We start from the raw sequence: 17,288 nt of genomic DNA, 5'->3' as shown, positions 1-17,288 counted from the left end.
TAATTCATTCTCACAATCCGTGAACGGTTACGATTTTTTACCCAAGGAATAAACATGGTAACCATATCTTAGTAATAGCTCGCTATCTAATAAATTACGGAAATCAAAAACATTAGGTGCAGCCATAATACTCTTTAAACTTGCAAAATCTTGATTTTTAAATTCTTTCCACTCCGTTAACAATAACAAGGCTTCCGCGTCCCTTGCAGCCCCTATAGCATTGTCCGCGTATTCTATATCCTTTAGAACTTGCCTAGCATTATCCATCCCCATTGGGTCATATGCAGTAATTTTAGCCTTGTTATTCACTAACAATTGTGCAATATCTATAGCTGGGCTATTTCTTACATCATCAGTACCAGACTTAAAAGTTAGCCCCCATATTGCTATTTTTTTATTTTGGACTCCATTTAATACATATTCTACCTTTTTAGCAATGTTTGTTATATGATTATAGTTAGATTCCTTAACTGAATTTAAAATTTGTAGCTTGACATTGTGATCTTCAGCAAGCCTTATTAAAGCTGACAAATCTTTAGGAAAACATGATCCTCCAAATCCTGGACCAGCTTTGAGAAATTCCTTACCTATTCTATGGTCCATTCCCATACTGTTAGCTAAAAGGTCAATGTCTGCTCCTAATAGCTCACATAAACCTGCCATCTCATTGATAAAAGCAACCTTTGTTGCTAGAAAAGCATTAGAAGCATATTTAATCATTTCAGCAGTAACTGTATCAGTGACTATTAACGGAATATTCTTATCTATAAATGATCTATATATAACTTCTAGTTTTGCTCTAGCTAGCTTAGTTTTTACTCCTATTATTATCCTATCTGGGTATAAAAAATCTGATACTGCAGAGCCTTGCTTGAGAAACTCTGGATTAACCCCCAAATCAAAGTTATAGCCCTTATTAGATAAATAATTATATATATTTTCTGCAGTACCAGGAGGAACAGTTGACTTTATCACTATTAAGCAATCTTGATTAACTCTCTCAGAAACTTCACTTACTGCATTATATACATTCTGTAAATTTGCATTTCCTAGGGAGTCTGATGGAGTATCTACAGTTATAAATACTACTTCTGTATTGGGATTTATTTGAAAATACGAATCGAAAAATCTTATCCTTTGTGACTTTATATTATTCTCTAAATAATCTGCTAATCCAGGTTCATATAGAGGAATTTTCCCTGATTTCAAAAGTTCAATCTTCTCAGTATTTATGTCAATGCAATCAACTTTATGGCCCTGCTCAGATAACATTGTACCAGATACTAATCCTACATACCCTACTCCTATAATAGTTATGTGCATTTTATTATCACCTTAAAAATATAGCTTAGCATCTAAAATAAATACCATTAACAATTATAAACTTTTGTTGTTACATTATTTTTCTTAATTGCCTTACCTTCCGAATAAGCTATAAATAAGGTTGATGGTATTAATATCAAAGTACCATATAAAGCACTTTTATCAGGTAATTCATTAAATATAACGTATGTTACTATTGCAGAAATTATTAGCTCTATGTATCTATACGGTGCAAGTGCAGTAGCATCAGTAAGAGCAAAAGCTTTTAACATGAAGAACAGAATTAGGTTTGAACTTATTCCTAAAATCAGCAGTAATATTAATTCTGACAAGGAAGGCATATGCCAATAAAATAACAAAGGTGGAGTAGAAAAAATAGTTGTCGTTAGAGTTGAATAAAATAACATACTTATTACTGACTCTTTTATTACAAGTTTCTTATTAAGTATATCTAATATAGCAAAGATCAATGCAGATACAATAAAAATAAGAATTTTAGGATTAAAATCTTCACTATGAGCTTTGGTAGCAATAGCAATACCAACAAAACCAATAATAGTTACTATCCATCTTTGCCAAATTATATTTTCCTTTAGTAAAGGGATTGCAAGAAGTATAACAAATAATGGTATAGAAAAACTTATAATCGTTGCAGTTACTATGGGGAAAGTAGTCAATCCATAGGTCCATAAGACCATTCCACAAAACAAAAGTGCACCTCTAGTTATTTGAATAGATATTTGACTTGTTTTAAAAGCTTCTATTCCATAGTAAAACATAAAAGGTACAAGGGTAATAGTGGTAAACAGAAAGCGGAAAAAAGTTATTTCAAAACTCTGAAGATGTAAACTTAGATATTTTGATATAGTATCATTAGCTACACTACTAAGTAAGCTAAGTATAAACCAGATAACCCCAAACAAATAAGCTCTCAATCTGTAATCCATAAAGCTTTTGATTTAATAGATACGATGTACTCATATAATTTTACTACAAAACTAATAATATAAAAGTTTTCTGATGTACGTCCCCAGAATGTGATCGTAAGGGTCCATTATAAATAATTCGGGAAATTTCGTCTCTGTAGACATATTAAGAGCTATGTAACGAACGTTTGTATTTGTGAGTAATAGTAAGGCTCAAGGTAAGGAAAATGCTAGTGAGGTAAAGTAGAATAACGTTGATTTGATAATTTAAGCTCATTCCCTCTTGCTACATCTCTCTTTAATATCTCCTCTTTTGCAGCAGGTCTATAGAATTATACAGAGTATTTTATCTTCCAATACAGGCAATCTTGACGTTCTTCCATGGCATTTCTTCTGTTCTTGAACTTTTTCCCACTCTGGGCGCACTTTTTCTACAACCTTTTCGAATTCTTCTATTTTCAAACCTGTTACATCTCGAAAATTTCTCGGATGTTCTTTTAGATTATGGTAGTTTAAGCTCATCTTCCCTCTCTATTCTCTTGCTATACCTCCCTATTTTATAACCATTCCCACTCTTTTGCAGCAGGTTTAAAGAAATACTAAAGGCAAAAGATACGCTTGCGTAGTTCGAAAGCTTTCTATAGGATAAGTCTCACCTGATTTACAAATAGAATTGTTATGTTAGATGTTTGCTATTTATTCTTAAGCTCATTTTAACAGCATTTTGCTTTTTTTAGTATGTAGGGGTTTTCTAGGAATTATCCTATTGAATTCTATGATATTATTTTTTGTAACATTGTTATACATATCATGGCAAGGGAGTTGGCAAAATGTGTCAAGGAGTTTTCTATTGGCTAAGGTTGTGACAATAAAGTTAAGCACTGCCAAAAACTATGGAAGAAGTCATTATAATTTGTATTATATCTTTATAAAATGGTTCGCATAAGTTATCTAGAAGTGCAACTAAACAAATACAAAAATCAAAGTGTTGCGGTTTTCGGCCTTGGTAAAACTGGTTTGTCCGTTATTAATGCTCTAACAAAAAGCAGTGCAAAAATATATGCATGGGATGATAATAAAGAGCAAATAGCAAATGCAAAAAAGATATATAAAGAGTGTAACTTTACTCATCCCAATGAGTATAATTGGCATGAGATAAGCACACTAATTTTGAGCCCTGGAGTGCCAATACCAGCGCATTGGGTAGTAAAACTTGCAAGAAGCTTTGACTGCAAAATAAAATCAGACATTGAGCTATTTCTTGAAACTAAAACTACAAGCCAGAAGGTTGTAGGCATCACTGGAACAAATGGCAAATCAACCACCACGTCACTAATAGGGCACATATTAAAATCCACAGGGAAAAAAGTAGCTATTGGAGGGAATTTAGGTGTGCCTATTTTGGATTTAGAAAGAGATGCAGAAATTTATGTAATTGAATTCTCCTCTTTTCAATTGGAGCTAATAAATAAAATTAATGTAGACATTTCTGTATTGCTCAACATCACACCAGACCACATAGATAGACATGGAAGTATGAATAACTACATAGCAACTAAATTAAAACTGATAAACAGTAGCAAGATTGCCGTGATAGGATGTGATAACAAAATTACCGCTGATGTATTCAATAAATTCACTGGGAACAAAATTCCAATTTCAGTAACATATTCCCTGGTGTCATTCCAGCGCGTGACCAGAAAAGAAAAACCATTGCCAACTACTCAGATGACAGAGGGTAGTGCAAGAGATCTAATATCATTGGCAGATAACAATTTGCTTGATTATAGTGAACAGATTACTGTTATAGATCGAAATTATCTGGATCCCAGTGTCAGCTACTTGGATGACAAAAGGAGTGCTGAGATCCAGGATATCTCGCTAAAACTAGAGAATCACAACTTATCAATGAGTGATATGAAAGTAAACCTAGTATCCAATGTAGAAAATATAGTAGCTGCACACGCTGTGTGCAAGTTACTTGGAGTAGATAGCAGCACTATTGTCAATGAAATCAAATCCTTTCCAGGGCTAAGACACAGAAATGAATTTCTTGGCAAAATACATAATGTACTTTTTATCAACGATAGCAAAGCAACCAATGCAGAATCGACCGAAAAGGCAATTTTATCTTATAAAAACATATATTGGATTGTTGGCGGAAAAAGCAAAAAAGGCGGAATAGAATCATTAAGCAAGCATTTCACCAAGATTAGAAAAGCTTTTCTTATTGGAGAATCAACTGAAGTTTTTGCAAACATTATGGAGAACAAAATAGATTATATGAAGTGCTATAATCTAGAAAACGCATTTAAACTGGCTTTTGAAGAGGCCATAAATAGCAAAGAAGAAGTAGCGATATTACTTTCTCCTGCATGTTCTTCTTTTGATCAGTGGAAAAATTTTGAAGAGCGCGGTGAAGCATTTTGCAGAATGTTTGAAAATCTCAGGTACAATTATATGTGATGTTTAGTATAGTATTGTATGGAACAAAAGTTAATAGTAGATGAGCTGATTAAGGTTATTCCATTTGAAGGAATAAGTGATGCAACCTTATTGAAAGTGTGCACGAACCTTAACCTAGCCAATAGTTTTTGTAAATTTCAGAATGGAATATATAGTGCTTTGGAGCACATAGCAGAGGACTTAAATAGCTCAATGGAAACTGAACTTTGGAATTCCAATTTAGAAGATATGAAGGTAAGAGAGCGGATAAAGTTAGCTGTCCAAATACGCCTTTCAAACTATGCTAAGTTACCAAATTACAGAGAGTTTTTAAAAAATGTTTTATCATTCTCTATATTACCCCAAAATACATATTTTTCTAGTAAACTCTTGTACAGAACTGTTAGCGCGATTTGGTATGGCATTCATGATCAATCAACAGATTTTAACTACTATACAAAAAGAGCAATATTAGCTGGAGTGTACTTAAGTACGATACTTTTTTTTATCAATGATTATTCAGAAGATTTTGCAGATACCCTGTCGTTTCTTGACAAACGTATCAACAATGTCATGACATTTCAAAAGTTTAAAACCCGTTTGAATAGAATGGTAAGAAGCTTCTTATAGCCTCTTTACTTATACGAATTACTCGTATTTATACCTAAAGCTGCCTTGATTTTTATGTTAAGATAATTGAACATCCACTAATAGTGAGCTTAACAAAGAACTTGATTGAAAGCAATACATTAGAAAGTAGTTTTGCTGGAAACTTGAAGTAGACAGAATTGATACACATAAAGCTGATCCATGTACAAAAGTATCTGTTCAGATACACGACTAATGCTGTGTGATCCATAGAGGTTATTACAATAAGAATGTAAGATCAAATAGAAATTTGGATTTGCAGTAGTTTATAGACCTTATTACAATTGCAAAGGATAAATTAGTTAATCTAGGGTTAAACTACGTCTGAGTTGGATAAAACTATACAAAGAGTTGGGTCATGCAGGAAAGGTATGTCAGCATTATGGTATTTCACGTTTTACCTTACGTAAATGGTACAAACGTTATGAAGAGTTAGGTGAAAAAGGATTAGTAGATCTCAGTAGTAAGCCTAAAACTTCACCTTTGCAAAAGATCAATGAATCAGATGAGCAGCTTATTCTTCATCTAAGACAAACTAGAAAGCTAGGGGCAAGGCGTATTCAAACCGAGTTAAGACGTCTATATGATTTATCCTTGTCATTGGCTACTATACACAAAATTTTCAAAAAACATGGTGTAAGTCTTCTGCATGTTAAACGTCATTATCGCAAACAGGTCAAGCGTTATAACTGTAAAGTACCTGGAGAGCGTGTGCAGATGGATGTGTGCAAAATATCGTCAGGGCTTTATTCAGGAAATTGTGGACTTTAATATATCGGAATTTAGTAACTTCAATAAATTGTGATATATCTCTTACAGATTCATTCAAACTTAATTAAGTGGGAGTATTGTTAATGCGAAAAGGGTTTAATTAAAATGGTATGGCGTGTGAGGAAGACATACATCAATTGGTAGAAAGTGGATTTGATATTAACTCAAAAGATGTAAGCGGAGTCACTCTCTTGCATAAGTTTACAAAAGAAGGCGATTTAGTTGGAGTAAAATCATTATTAGAGCACGAAGCTGACTTTAATGTTGTGGACAATGAAAATAGAAATCCACTGCATTATGCTATTATGCATGGACACAAAAAAATTGCTAAACTTCTTGTTAATCAACTGACAATTAATTCTAGAGATAAAAATGGATTTACTCCACTTCACCTTGCTACACTACAAGATGACACAGAATTAATGGATTTTTTAATAACAAAAGGCGCAAAAGTTAATGAAAAAGATGCTGAGGAAGGCTATACTCCTCTTCACATAGCTTCATTATACGGTTCTAAAAAGAGCGTCCAGATTTTAATTGATAGCGGAGCAAATCTTGAATGTGAAGATAACAACTTTCGTACTCCTTTATTTTTGACCATTTATCAATGTACTACACATTATGAAAGTAGAGCAGAGATTATAGAATATCTGATAAAGAAAGGTGCAAACATAGAAGCAAAAGATGCAGAAAATAATACTACGCTTTTTCTAGCAGCATATAACAACAAAATGCAACTGGTAAAGCTTATTGTAAAGCAAGCAAAAGCTAGGTTAAAAGAGTTTATTTGCATAAAAAACAAACATGGCTTTGATGCACTGGATTGCGCTATTGAGCATAATAATAGGCAAATGGTAACATTTCTTGTTTCAAAGGGAATAGAAGCAGATGACCAAGATTGTAGCGGTAACACCAGATTACATAAAGCTAGCTATAATGGTGATACTAAAGCAGTTAAGTTCTTATTGGAGCTTAAGGTAAACGTTAATGCCGTAACTAGATGCAACAGAACTCCTCTGCTACTTGCAGCTAAAAAAGGTCATATAGAAATTGTAAGAATGTTATTAGCAGTAAAAGCCAATATGAATATTTGTGATCAACAAGGTTTTACACCTCTGCATCTTACTATTCAAAAGGATTATTTTGACATAGCTCAGCTGTTAATAGAAAAAGGGGCAATTAAGTGTAGTAACAGTTATACTGCAATAGATATGTTTATTAACAAGGCTCATAGCAAAAAAAATATTGAAGAAAATTACAAAAAATTTTGTAGATTTTTGATACTTTATTTGAAGGAGCTAAATAATAAACACAAAGCCTTTTGTGTACTTTCAATCCTAGCTCTAAGCTTAACAATTATAGGTTTACCATTTATTTTCAAGCCTATTATTAAATATAGAGAAAGAAGTAAAATATATAAAAAAATTAGGGCTATGCTGATTTATATTTAAGTATAACAGGAGAACTAAGCTAATATATGACAATTATCTGCTCGATAAAAATGGAATTAAATGTATCCGTTTAGCAGAGTGGCAAAATAAAATAGACAAAACCATAAAAATAAATGGTGTCATGCAATTTGAGCTTCGGCATAGATCCCACATAAATTTTTTGGTACATATTTTTTCAACATTAATTTCGTATTCCATTCAAAGAATATTAATATTGGCATATAAGTGTGAATATTATGCTAATATAATTACTTTTTAGGTATACATGGCAAATTTATGCCTGGAAACAGTTTTTCCTACACTTTCTTTATAAAAATCACAGGCGCCTGTTATTAGCTAAAGTAAAGGTCAAGTATCTGGAATTCTGGACATAAAATCCTCCTGTATAAAAAGATTAGAAAAAAATGCAGCGCACATATGACAGATCGCTGAAAAAGATACGCTACGTTTTTTATTGAAAAGTTATAGCTCTTTTCATAATAATCCGGAAAGTTCATAGAAAAGCAGAATCAACAGCATGACGAAAAGATGTGAATAGAGGGATGTTTTTCCTAGCTCTATTTTTTATAGCAAACCAATGATGCTCAATTTTATTGAAATCTGGGGAATACGTAGGAAGATACAAAATTTCAGCACCAACTCCTTTAGCAAATCTTATTAGACTTATGAAAAGTAGCATTATCAAGGATAACAGTTTGTCCAGGTTCCAAAATCGGTGTCAAAAACTGCTCAAACCATTTATTAAAGATATCCATATTACAATGGCCCTCAAATGTTAACGGAACAACTATTTTTCTACCATTTAGAGCTGCAATCATGCTAATTCGTTGAGTTTTCTTTCCAGATTTTAGGGCATAAAACCGCTGTCCTTTCTGAGAATATCCATAGGGATAGTCTTCGGTATTATCAATACCAGATTCATCTATATATACTAAGTTTTGAGGTTCTTTTGTTGCTATAATTTTCAAAAATTCAGCACGTTTTTCTTCATTCCTTTCTTTGTATCCATATGTCTTTTTTTTTGTGTGAGTCCAATTTTTTTAAGAGCTCGATGAATCGTTGGGATACTAACATTACTCCAAAGCTTAGCCATTTCCGATAGAGTTTTTCCACCGTGTTTTTTGGCAAATTCAGTAAATTTATTCCAGTCGGTAATTTTGTGATTATAACCTCCATTTCCAAGTTTTTTCGACTGAAAATCTCCTGTTTCTTTTTTTCTTTGCTGCCACTCCCATAATGTAGTTCTTCCAATTTTAAATCTTGCTGCTACCGTTTCTCTGCTTTCCCCTTCGTCTAGCACTTCCATTGCTTTTTTTCTTAAATCATAACTATATGCTGCTGGCATACTTACCTTCACTACTATAAACTCTTATTTTAACCCGTTTGGACCATTATGAAAAGAGCTATAACTGAAAGTCTGCAGACAAAGATAGATTTTGAGCTCTTAAAATATCTCTAATTGTCATTATAATCAGATTCAAAATATGCGGAAGTAATTTTTTTTGACAATAGATTTCTTGCATAACCAAGTGTCATTCCAGCTGGGATCCAACTAAACACTTTACAACGTTTTTTGTATAAAAGGACTGGATTGTATATTAAATCAAAGCCGCAAGGCTATAATGAGCAAGGAGTGATACTGTCAATTGGATTGATTGATAGAAATCGTAGGCATCTCAGTACACTCCTTGCTTTAAAAAATGGAGTACGAACGGTAGGGGGATCAAAAAGATCGAATCACAATCCTGTACAACATTTACATTATTATTTGATTATATTTATAGGTACAAAAATGGCTAGAACAGTTTTCATTGGTATTGATGTTTCAAAAGAAACACTTGATATCTCAATTAACAATAAACATCAGCGTATAGAAAATGTAGAAAGAGCTATATCTGAGTTTATAAAGTCAAAAATAGTTAACGTATTTGTTAGGTTATGTGTAGTAGAATCAACAGGTGGTTATGAAAAACTTGTCATAAAGTTGTTACGGGAATATAACATAGCTGTTCACAGAGCTCACCCAAATCGGGTATATGCATTTGCAAAAGCCTGCAACCACTTTGCAAAAACAGATAAATTAGATGCAAAATTACTAGAAAAATATGCTGAATTTATCACAAAAAATGACGAAGTAATAGAATACATAGTTTCACAAAAGCAAGAAGAACTAAAAGAGCTAAGAGCAATTGAGCGCAATCTAAACGATGAAGTTCACGCAAATAAGTGTCGTTTGCATAAGGTTACAGGAAAAGCCAGGGAATATATAGAAAAACAGATAGAATTTGCAAAAAAACAATTAGAGCAAGTTAGGCAAGACATAGAAGATATAATAAACTCTGATCCAGAATGGCTTTGTTGCATAGCACTGATAGGCATGTAAATCACAATGAACTTACGCAGCTAATTTAAATTTAGCCATACCAATATCAGTAAATTTGTTCAGTAAGTAGCACTTAATTAACAGCTCTTTTTCACGATTTACCTCTGATTTATTTTTCAAGCCAAACCCAAATATTTGCTTCAACCTATAGAAAAAGACTTCAATATAAGACCGTGCTCCATACTTAACTTTTTTCTTCCATTCATTAATACCATCTTCATAATTCTCATATGACCTAATTCTACTAATATACTTGTTTCTTTCTGATAAGTAGTCAGCTAAACAAATTTTAGTATCCTTCCTAGGGCGAATAATAGGCACAATATTGTATTTTCTGCATTCTTTATACACACTTTTTATATCATAAGCCGCATCTGCTCGAATAGAACAAATGTTATATTTATCACTGACTTCTTCTAACATATCGCAGACCGGCAAATAGTCTACAGCAACACCACTAGTGTAGTTCATGCTTATTGCTTTCTTATCATTTATGTTTAAAATAACATGTAATTTTCTTACTTGACCATAACCACTGTATTTTCTTTTTCGAATATTAAGCTTACTATGCCCACCGTTATTATTGTAGATACTAACTCTAGTGCTATCTACGGCAATTTCAACATTTTCCAGATCATCTTTATTGCTTCTATGGTCATCAATCTTCAAATTAAGCTTTTTAAATCTTCTGGAAGCTTGTGTATAGCTGATAATCTTAAGTTTTTTGCCTATTTGTACCATATAACCTTTTACAAAACCTACAGCTTGTCTCAAGCCAATTCTAAAAAGATGAACTATTATGTGTATTAAAATTACAACTTTATCACTATAAGTGTTATTGCCACCTGCAACTTTTGGACTATTTTCATACCAATTTTCTATGGCTTGATTAACAAAATGAAAAACATTTCCTCTTTTTTTTAGAAACTCATTATATTCTCTTTGGTTACTTACTCTCATTTTTTGTGGCATAAGTTATACTTGTTTGAAAAATGCCTATTTTACAACAAAATGCGTTAGTAACCATAAGCTTTTCTCCTTACAATAACCTCAACCAACACTAGCTATGCAACAAAGCCTTCCTGATTTGAAGGAAAAAAGCAAACTGCTAACTAGCTATAAAGGTGTTGGACGGAAAACCGCAAGTATCCTACTCATAGAGGTACCTGAACTTGGCAGGTTAGATAATAAGGAAATAGCTTGTCTAGTTGGAGTTGCACCAAAAACTAGTGAAAGCGGAAGGAAAGTAAGCAAGGCCCAAGTCATAGGTGGCAGATTTTATGCTCGAAAAGCATTATACATGTCTGCTGTGGTTGCAATGCGTCATAATAAAAAAATGAAAGTATTTTACCAGCGTTTAGTTGACTCCGGCAAAGCCGCTAAAGTTGCTTTAGTTGCTGTAATGAGAAAAATCATCATTTGTTTAAATGCTATGATAAAAAACAATAATTTTTATCTTGATGTTTAAGACGGTAGATTGTATCTGCCAATGGGAAGAAAGATTCGCTTCGATGGGGTTGTAGTATAAAGATGCAGCAGCCAAATATTATTGAATCACTGAGCTTTGAGGAAATCTTTTCGAGAATGAAGGAAGAGTTAGTGAAGCGTGATGCAAGCTTTACAGGATTGGTGGAAAGTGATCCAGCAATGAAGATATTAGAAGTAGCAGCATGGCGAGAACTTTTGCTTAGAGAAAGAATAAATGAAGCAGTAAAGAGTAACTTACTTAAATTTGCGACAGTTGATAATTTGGCTGAGTTTTATGGAGTAGAGAGAGAAAAAGAAGAAGAGGATGAAAGATTTAGAAAGAGGGTAAAAGCAAAAATAGCAGGTTGGTCAACAGGAGGAAGTAAGGAATATTATAAATATCATGCACTGTCAGCAGATAGTAGAGTAAAAGATGCACTAGTAGAATCACCTATACCAGGGAAAGTACAAATTTCAATCTTATCAACAGAATTATCCATAACTGGCATAGTGTTAGAAGAGCTACTTGAAATTGTAAGAAAGCAAGTTAATAGAGATGATATAAGGGTTTTAACAGATACAGTAACAGTAATTGGTTGCAATATTAAGGAAATAGATATTGACAGCAGAATGAGCATAAGTTCTGTAATATCAAAGGAGGAAATTAAGGAACAGTTCATCAAGAAGTTTGAAGCAAGTAGAAGGCTGGGATGGAATGTTACAAGATCATGGATAATAGCGAATTTATTTGTAGATGGTGTAGAAAACGTAGAATTAATCGAGCCAAAAGAGGATGTTGTGGTTCTGGGAAATGAATGTGCAAATTTGAGAAATTTAAAGATTGAGTTGAATTAATGTTACTGCCACCAAATTCAACAAGGCAGGAAAGAGCGCTAGTAGATGCGATAGATTATAAAGTAGATCCAAGCTGTATTAGAGGATTTAAATTTAGATTGGAAGAAGAAACATTGCCGTGGATAATAGAAGAATATGGTTTAGAAGAGATACTGCGTTGGGTAAAAGATAGAAGAAAAGCCGTAGTAGAAGGAGTAAAATTTCAAAGACTGAGAGGAACTCCAGCATCACTAAAAATAGCACTAAAATGGGCAAATATAGAAGATATTACAATTATTGAGGAGCCACCTGGCAAGCACTTTTTTGAATTACAGATAGGAATAAAAGATGTTCCAAATGACTTTTTTGTGGATGCAGTAGTAGAACTTGCAAAACTATCGTTACCAGCAAGATCGCGGCTAATGAGGATTTTCAATGATCACTATAACGTTGATAGGTTTATTTTAGATGAAAGTTTATTCGGCAGCTTATTGTCAGACTATTCAGGTAGAAAAGTTGAAAAAGATGGACCAGTGTTGTCATTTGGTAGAAAGAACGCATTTGAGCTAAAAATCTTAAATCCAAGTTTTAAGTTTAGTACTTTTCGTGTTCATTATGAGCAAGCATTTAGTAATGATGTATATCGGTTAGATGTGGCAGTACTTGGAGAAACAGAGCCTCACATAAAGGATTACCAAGGCATTTATGAAAGAGAGCATTTGTGGTACAACTTAAAAGCACTATATCCTCTACCGCAGAGCTTATTGCCGGAAATTAAGTTTGCAAAGGCGCAAGTTATATTATCGGATCAACTATGTTTTTTAAAATTTTTTGAATTTAGTTTCATTACAACTTTTGTTTGTAATTTTGTTTTTTATTCGAGTAAAAAGTGCATTTTTGACAATAAAAACCCTAACTTAATCATAGAAAAATTTTGTATCAAACAACAGTTACTGCTTAGATCTTATGGTTAACGAATATGTGTATAAATACTTTAAATGTGTGTAGACGTATTTATCCACATATTCGTTAACCTATTTTCTATGCAGATTTTTTTAATTCACATTGACTGCTTCTTTAAGCCTCGCATTGGCAATTACTATGATTTTACGCATTAGAGCTGTCATAGCCACCATCTTCTTTTTACCTTTACCAACAAGCCTTGAATAGAAGCTTACTATTACCCATAAATATAGGATTCATGAGCAAGTCTCCATCCTTCTGCTAAATCAAAGAGACGTTTCCATCCCTTCCACAAAGCTATAGGACCTGGTTCTAAGTCATTTTTGCGAGCTAAAAACCCTCCCAATTGAGCTACCCACCTCACGATTTTTCTTATGGGTGGTGGGGCTTCAGGATAGTTTTTTGTTTTTAGCATTTTTGTATACAAAACCTTCCACTCCTCATCAGTCAGTATGATAGTACAAGGAAGATTGGGATTTGTTCTAGCTACTAATGTAATAAAAAATATTCTCCATGCAATTATACTCATTATTGTAAGAAAGCGGATCAATCTATCTGCTGTTTGGAGTCTACATTCTTCAACTTTAAGACCGGATTTCAAAATTTTATGAAAGACCTCTATTCTCCACCTTAAGCAATACCATTGTATTTTTTCTACTGCTTCTTCAAAATTATTAACACTTATATTTGTCAATAAGATCCAGTTCATAGGTTCTTCGCCAAATGGGGAATACTTTTCTATAACATAGACAGCATTCAAATTTAAATTAGGAAGTTTTTGAGTCTTACGTCTAGCGTTGTTTTTTGATGCATTCATCACAAAGTTACTAAACTTTACTTCTAACACTGCTGTTCTTTTAGGCCTATTATCACGGGTAGGAATACTTATTTGAATTTCTCCTTGGCAAGGCATACGATTCATCAAATCCCACAACTTTTCACCACCTTTTTCAGAATAAGTTGATCTCTTGTTTACTGTTCTGTTTTGATTTCCTCTTACTACAAAAAGAGATTGATTAGTGGAAGCAACTTCAAATAAATCATAAATATCTCCTTCTCTATCGCAAACGGTAACTACCTTAACATCCTTTAATCCAGGGTGATTAGTAGAGTCTTTTAGTGATGCTATCCACCGTATGCTTTCTTTCTCTTCTATAGGAACAGCAGTGTTATGGCTTCTCCTTTTCAACTCTCTTAGGTCTTCAGCTAAGGGAGGTCTAGTACTAATTTTTTGATCTAATAATCCTATAGGTAGTCCTTCTGTTGTAACTGCAAATGTTGTATGCATCACTAATCCATGGGTTTTAAAATTGGTTGTTTCAGATCTTAATCTTGCTGCTATAATCCCTAATCCTTTGGCCTTTTTATGATTTTTATATGAAATATAACTCGTGTCTTGGATAGCTAAAATAGTTGAATATTCTTTAGCTCTTTCAACAGTTTTAACTATATGACTGTCTAATATCTTTCTTTCAGAAATGGCATCATTTTGAAAAAATCTATAAGCTGCTTTACTTTGATACCAATCTTTACAAGCTTGATTTATTGAACATTCAGGCGATTCAGCAAAACTATTAACTACTTTTAAAAGCCTTTTACTTAATCTTATATCGCCAAAATTAACAATCCCAAATTCACTTTCTGCCCATTCACTAGTTGAGGTATTTATACTTCCTTTCATCATATATTTCATTTTTAGACCATAGGTCTATTTATAGTACTAAATTGAATTAGTAAAATAGCAGCTTTTTACCATTTATATACTTATGGGTAATAGTAAGGAATAGAAGGCACCAAGCGCAGACTTAGACCTTGAAGCAGACATCGCAGCTGTAAAAAGCTTTTCACGAACGTTGCTTCTGCCACCACTTATTCTGCGATAACCAATAGTTTTACCACTTTCTTTCGGATGAGGTGCAACTCCAGCAAGACTTGCAATTTCTCCCCTACTTACATAACCAAGTTCTGGCATTAGACACAGAAAATCTTGAGATAATTTTGCACCTATTCCTGGAACTGTTTTAAGGATTTTTTGGCGCTTTTGTAACTCTGGATTCTCATCAATAATTTTTTGTATGGTATTGTTGAGCTCATCTATCTGGCTATTAAAGAATTCAATAGTTTTCTGACAGCTTTCTTTTATATGGTCGTTTTCAGGTGCTGCAAGCCTAGATTTCTCTTGAGCTCTCATTTTTGTAATGTCATCACGACGTTGACAAAGTGCAACTAAGGTTGTTTGTTCTTTTGACATAGGTGCAAATAGAGATAGAGTACTATAGCGTTCAAACCCATACTGAGCAAGGGCTCTTGCATCTGATTGATCAGACTTTGCTAAAGTTCCATGAGATAGAACAAAGCTTTTTACTTTGCGAGTATTAGCTCGATGTACAGCAATATCTTTATCAACAAGAAAATGTGCTAAGCCAAGCTCATATTTTCCAGTGTTTTCCAGAGTTACTAAAGAATTAGGTAAGATATTTGAAAAATCTTGAAACAATTGTTGCCAGCCAGCAGTATCATTGTCGAATTCGACAGCGTTCTTCTGTTTGTGAACTGCAACAACATTTTTAAATTTTCCGATATCAATGCCAATAAAATTTTGATAAGATGTAATCATAATAACCTCGATTAGTTTTAATTAATTTAAGATTGTAAACGGGTGCATACATATGTCCCATGCAACTATTCAAACGTATCGAGAGATGGGCTAGTGTACCTTGATCCGAACGGTTATAATACCAACAGTTGGTCGGTCGCACACGCCCGTGATAACTCTATTCCTATAGTGAGTAGGGTTATCTTCCCTCTTATCTCCTTTATATCATATTTTTAACTTACAACAGTTGGAATTTAGGAGAAATAAACGCATGTTTTCCAGTTGGTAGTGTAGAGGAAAGAGGAAATAAATTTGTATTGGGAAGCGATACACTTTCAGGGCAACGTTGGAATTTAAAACACAAACCAATTTTAGAAAGATTCAGTATTATCCATCGTTACAAAGTAGAAAATTATACAGATCAGAAGGTCAGAAAATATGTTTTAGCAGAACACAACGTTTACTATAAAAATGACTCAGATTCAGAGCAAAAAGACTCAATACACGAATTAGAAAATTACATTTTAGTGTTTTACCCAGGAGTACTTAGGTGGCACGAACATCGACATTTGCACAGAAGTTGGAAAAGTAGTCAAGTAATATCTCTAATAAGCTAAGCATTTATATTTAGATCCTCATATATTATATTAATAATAGGTAAAAGTGTATGAAATAAAAAGAAAAAGACTTGCTTTCTTATGCTAAAATAGACATGACTTGAATAGCAGCAGGTAAATATAAGAAATTTATCTGACGCTAGAAAAGCTAATTTTGTGAGGTATGAAATGAGTTTTAGCAAGAGTAAGTTTTTTAAAGAAGTATCAAGTAACGATATTAATAAAAGAAATGAAGAAGGAGAGACGATATTGCACCAAGCAGTAGAAATCTCCGATTACACAACAGTGAGGTTATTAATAAAAAAAGGGGCAGAGGTTAATGCAAGAGATAAAAATGGTTATACACCTCTGCACTGTGCAGTATTCGCAAAAAGTTTAGAAAATGTAAAAGTGCTGCTAAGAGAAGGAGCAGAAGTAAATGCCACTCAATATGTCACTGGATGTACGCCACTCCACTCTGCGTGCAAAGGAGCAGGAGTTGAAATAATAAAAGAGCTGGTAAAGGCTGGAGCTGAAGTTAATCAACTGAATAAGTACGGCGCAACGCCAATGTATTACATCTGGGAAAGTGAAAAGTATCGTCTATGTGATAGCAAAGAGAGTGAAAAGGCGAGTAAATTTTTGAGAGAAAAAGGAGGAATAACAAAAAGTAGAGAACTGACGTGCTATGGAATAGAGGGGCTAGTGGGAGAAATAGCAGACATGTTGAATGGGAGTTATTTGCCGGAGCTAAAAATAATAGAGATAGGAGAAATAAGGAAGAGAGACAAATCGCTAATAAAGAAAGAATGTCAAAATTTAGCAAGCAAGATAATCAGCCAAGTGAATGCAATGATAGATGAGGTGGTAAAAAGGAAGGCTTAG

The 17,288-nt window shown here is 33.4% G+C and carries 11 protein-coding genes and 6 pseudogenes; 10 read left to right on the top strand and 7 right to left on the bottom strand.

All coding sequences use genetic code 11. The annotated features are described in order from the left end of the window. Positions 1 to 27: 27 nt before the first annotated feature. Together OPR58_RS05330 and OPR58_RS05325 are read right to left on the bottom strand one after the other, a co-directional pair. Positions 28 to 1,323: a UDP-glucose dehydrogenase family protein gene (locus tag OPR58_RS05330; RefSeq protein WP_265023120.1), complete on the bottom strand. Its 1,296-nt coding sequence runs from the start codon at positions 1,321 to 1,323 to the stop codon at positions 28 to 30. Positions 1,324 to 1,370: 47 nt separating this feature from the next. Beyond that, positions 1,371 to 2,270: a DMT family transporter gene (locus tag OPR58_RS05325; protein WP_265022214.1), complete on the bottom strand. Its 900-nt coding sequence runs from the start codon at positions 2,268 to 2,270 to the stop codon at positions 1,371 to 1,373. A gap of 912 nt (positions 2,271 to 3,182) precedes the next feature. Between OPR58_RS05325 and OPR58_RS05320 the strand changes: the two genes are divergently transcribed. The 4 genes from OPR58_RS05320 (at position 3,183) to OPR58_RS05305 (ending at position 7,564) form a co-directional block, all read left to right on the top strand. Beyond that, entirely contained in the window at positions 3,183 to 4,715 is a 1,533-nt protein-coding gene (locus OPR58_RS05320; protein ID WP_265023119.1) for a Mur ligase family protein, read from the top strand. A gap of 18 nt (positions 4,716 to 4,733) precedes the next feature. Further along, positions 4,734 to 5,324 (top strand): COQ9 family protein, encoded by a 591-nt coding sequence (locus OPR58_RS05315; protein ID WP_265023118.1) that lies wholly within the window; start codon positions 4,734 to 4,736, stop codon positions 5,322 to 5,324. Between the two features lie 369 nt (positions 5,325 to 5,693). Beyond that, positions 5,694 to 6,113, top strand: a complete 420-nt coding sequence (locus tag OPR58_RS05310) for a helix-turn-helix domain-containing protein (protein WP_265023117.1) — start codon at positions 5,694 to 5,696, stop codon at positions 6,111 to 6,113. A gap of 110 nt (positions 6,114 to 6,223) precedes the next feature. Further along, complete coding sequence (locus tag OPR58_RS05305) at positions 6,224 to 7,564, top strand: ankyrin repeat domain-containing protein (protein WP_265023116.1); 1,341 nt, start codon at positions 6,224 to 6,226, stop codon at positions 7,562 to 7,564. 493 nt (positions 7,565 to 8,057) lie between these two features. Here the strand turns inward: OPR58_RS05305 and OPR58_RS05300 are convergent. Further along, a pseudogene (locus tag OPR58_RS05300) lies at positions 8,058 to 8,909 on the bottom strand (IS630 family transposase). Between the two features lie 447 nt (positions 8,910 to 9,356). Between OPR58_RS05300 and OPR58_RS05295 the strand changes: the two are divergent. Then, positions 9,357 to 9,911, top strand: a pseudogene (locus OPR58_RS05295) (IS110 family transposase); the annotation flags it as partial. A gap of 48 nt (positions 9,912 to 9,959) precedes the next feature. Here the strand turns inward: OPR58_RS05295 and OPR58_RS05290 are convergent. Then, positions 9,960 to 10,919, bottom strand: coding sequence for an IS5 family transposase (locus OPR58_RS05290; protein WP_265022212.1), 960 nt, complete (start codon positions 10,917 to 10,919; stop codon positions 9,960 to 9,962). A 109-nt stretch (positions 10,920 to 11,028) separates the two neighbouring features. On the opposite strand from OPR58_RS05290, the pseudogene OPR58_RS05285 reads away from it, so the two are divergent. The 3 genes and pseudogenes from OPR58_RS05285 to OPR58_RS05275 all read left to right on the top strand — a co-directional run. After that, positions 11,029 to 11,415 (top strand): annotated as a pseudogene (locus OPR58_RS05285) (transposase); the annotation flags it as partial. A gap of 62 nt (positions 11,416 to 11,477) precedes the next feature. Then, a complete protein-coding gene (locus tag OPR58_RS05280; protein WP_265023115.1) occupies positions 11,478 to 12,269 on the top strand; it encodes a baseplate assembly protein in 792 nt (263 codons plus the stop codon). Continuing rightward, a complete protein-coding gene (locus tag OPR58_RS05275; protein ID WP_265022492.1) occupies positions 12,269 to 13,222 on the top strand; it encodes a phage tail protein in 954 nt (317 codons plus the stop codon). The genes OPR58_RS05280 and OPR58_RS05275 overlap by 1 nt, the downstream gene beginning before the upstream one ends. Positions 13,223 to 13,303: 81 nt before the next feature. Here OPR58_RS05275 and OPR58_RS05270 read toward each other — a convergent pair. The 3 genes and pseudogenes from OPR58_RS05270 to OPR58_RS05260 all read right to left on the bottom strand — a co-directional run. Further along, positions 13,304 to 13,432 (bottom strand): annotated as a pseudogene (locus OPR58_RS05270) (IS110 family transposase); the annotation flags it as partial. After that, positions 13,429 to 14,895, bottom strand: a complete 1,467-nt coding sequence (locus tag OPR58_RS05265) for an IS4 family transposase (protein WP_265023151.1) — start codon at positions 14,893 to 14,895, stop codon at positions 13,429 to 13,431. The pseudogene OPR58_RS05270 and the gene OPR58_RS05265, both read right to left, overlap by 4 nt. Positions 14,896 to 14,982: 87 nt before the next feature. Then, a pseudogene (locus OPR58_RS05260) lies at positions 14,983 to 15,828 on the bottom strand (IS110 family RNA-guided transposase); the annotation flags it as partial. A 221-nt stretch (positions 15,829 to 16,049) separates the two neighbouring features. Here OPR58_RS05260 and OPR58_RS05255 point away from each other — a divergent pair. Next, positions 16,050 to 16,424: pseudogene (locus tag OPR58_RS05255) on the top strand (phage tail protein); the annotation flags it as partial. A gap of 168 nt (positions 16,425 to 16,592) precedes the next feature. Beyond that, the gene (locus OPR58_RS05250; RefSeq protein ID WP_265023114.1) at positions 16,593 to 17,288 is read left to right on the top strand and encodes an ankyrin repeat domain-containing protein; all 696 of its coding nucleotides are present in this window, start codon (positions 16,593 to 16,595) and stop codon (positions 17,286 to 17,288) included.

It is taken from the genome of Wolbachia endosymbiont (group B) of Ischnura elegans, assembly GCF_947251585.1.
Taxonomy (GTDB): domain Bacteria; phylum Pseudomonadota; class Alphaproteobacteria; order Rickettsiales; family Anaplasmataceae; genus Wolbachia.
The sequence above is the reverse complement of the archived record's forward strand: the minus strand, read 5'-3'. Positions and strand labels throughout refer to the sequence as shown.

What these genes read in the sequence shown, in the direction of transcription:
- OPR58_RS05320 (WP_265023119.1), top strand. Translation starts at nt 3,183, where the DNA reads ATGGTTCGCATAAGTTATCTAGAAGTGCAACTAAACAAATACAAAAAT.
- OPR58_RS05265 (WP_265023151.1), bottom strand. Translation starts at nt 14,895, where the DNA reads ATGATGAAAGGAAGTATAAATACCTCAACTAGTGAATGGGCAGAAAGT.
- OPR58_RS05280 (WP_265023115.1), top strand. Translation starts at nt 11,478, where the DNA reads ATGCAGCAGCCAAATATTATTGAATCACTGAGCTTTGAGGAAATCTTT.
- OPR58_RS05305 (WP_265023116.1), top strand. Translation starts at nt 6,224, where the DNA reads ATGGCGTGTGAGGAAGACATACATCAATTGGTAGAAAGTGGATTTGAT.
- OPR58_RS05290 (WP_265022212.1), bottom strand. Translation starts at nt 10,919, where the DNA reads ATGCCACAAAAAATGAGAGTAAGTAACCAAAGAGAATATAATGAGTTT.
- OPR58_RS05325 (WP_265022214.1), bottom strand. Translation starts at nt 2,270, where the DNA reads ATGGATTACAGATTGAGAGCTTATTTGTTTGGGGTTATCTGGTTTATA.
- OPR58_RS05330 (WP_265023120.1), bottom strand. Translation starts at nt 1,323, where the DNA reads ATGCACATAACTATTATAGGAGTAGGGTATGTAGGATTAGTATCTGGT.
- OPR58_RS05250 (WP_265023114.1), top strand. Translation starts at nt 16,593, where the DNA reads ATGAGTTTTAGCAAGAGTAAGTTTTTTAAAGAAGTATCAAGTAACGAT.
- OPR58_RS05315 (WP_265023118.1), top strand. Translation starts at nt 4,734, where the DNA reads ATGGAACAAAAGTTAATAGTAGATGAGCTGATTAAGGTTATTCCATTT.
- OPR58_RS05275 (WP_265022492.1), top strand. Translation starts at nt 12,269, where the DNA reads ATGTTACTGCCACCAAATTCAACAAGGCAGGAAAGAGCGCTAGTAGAT.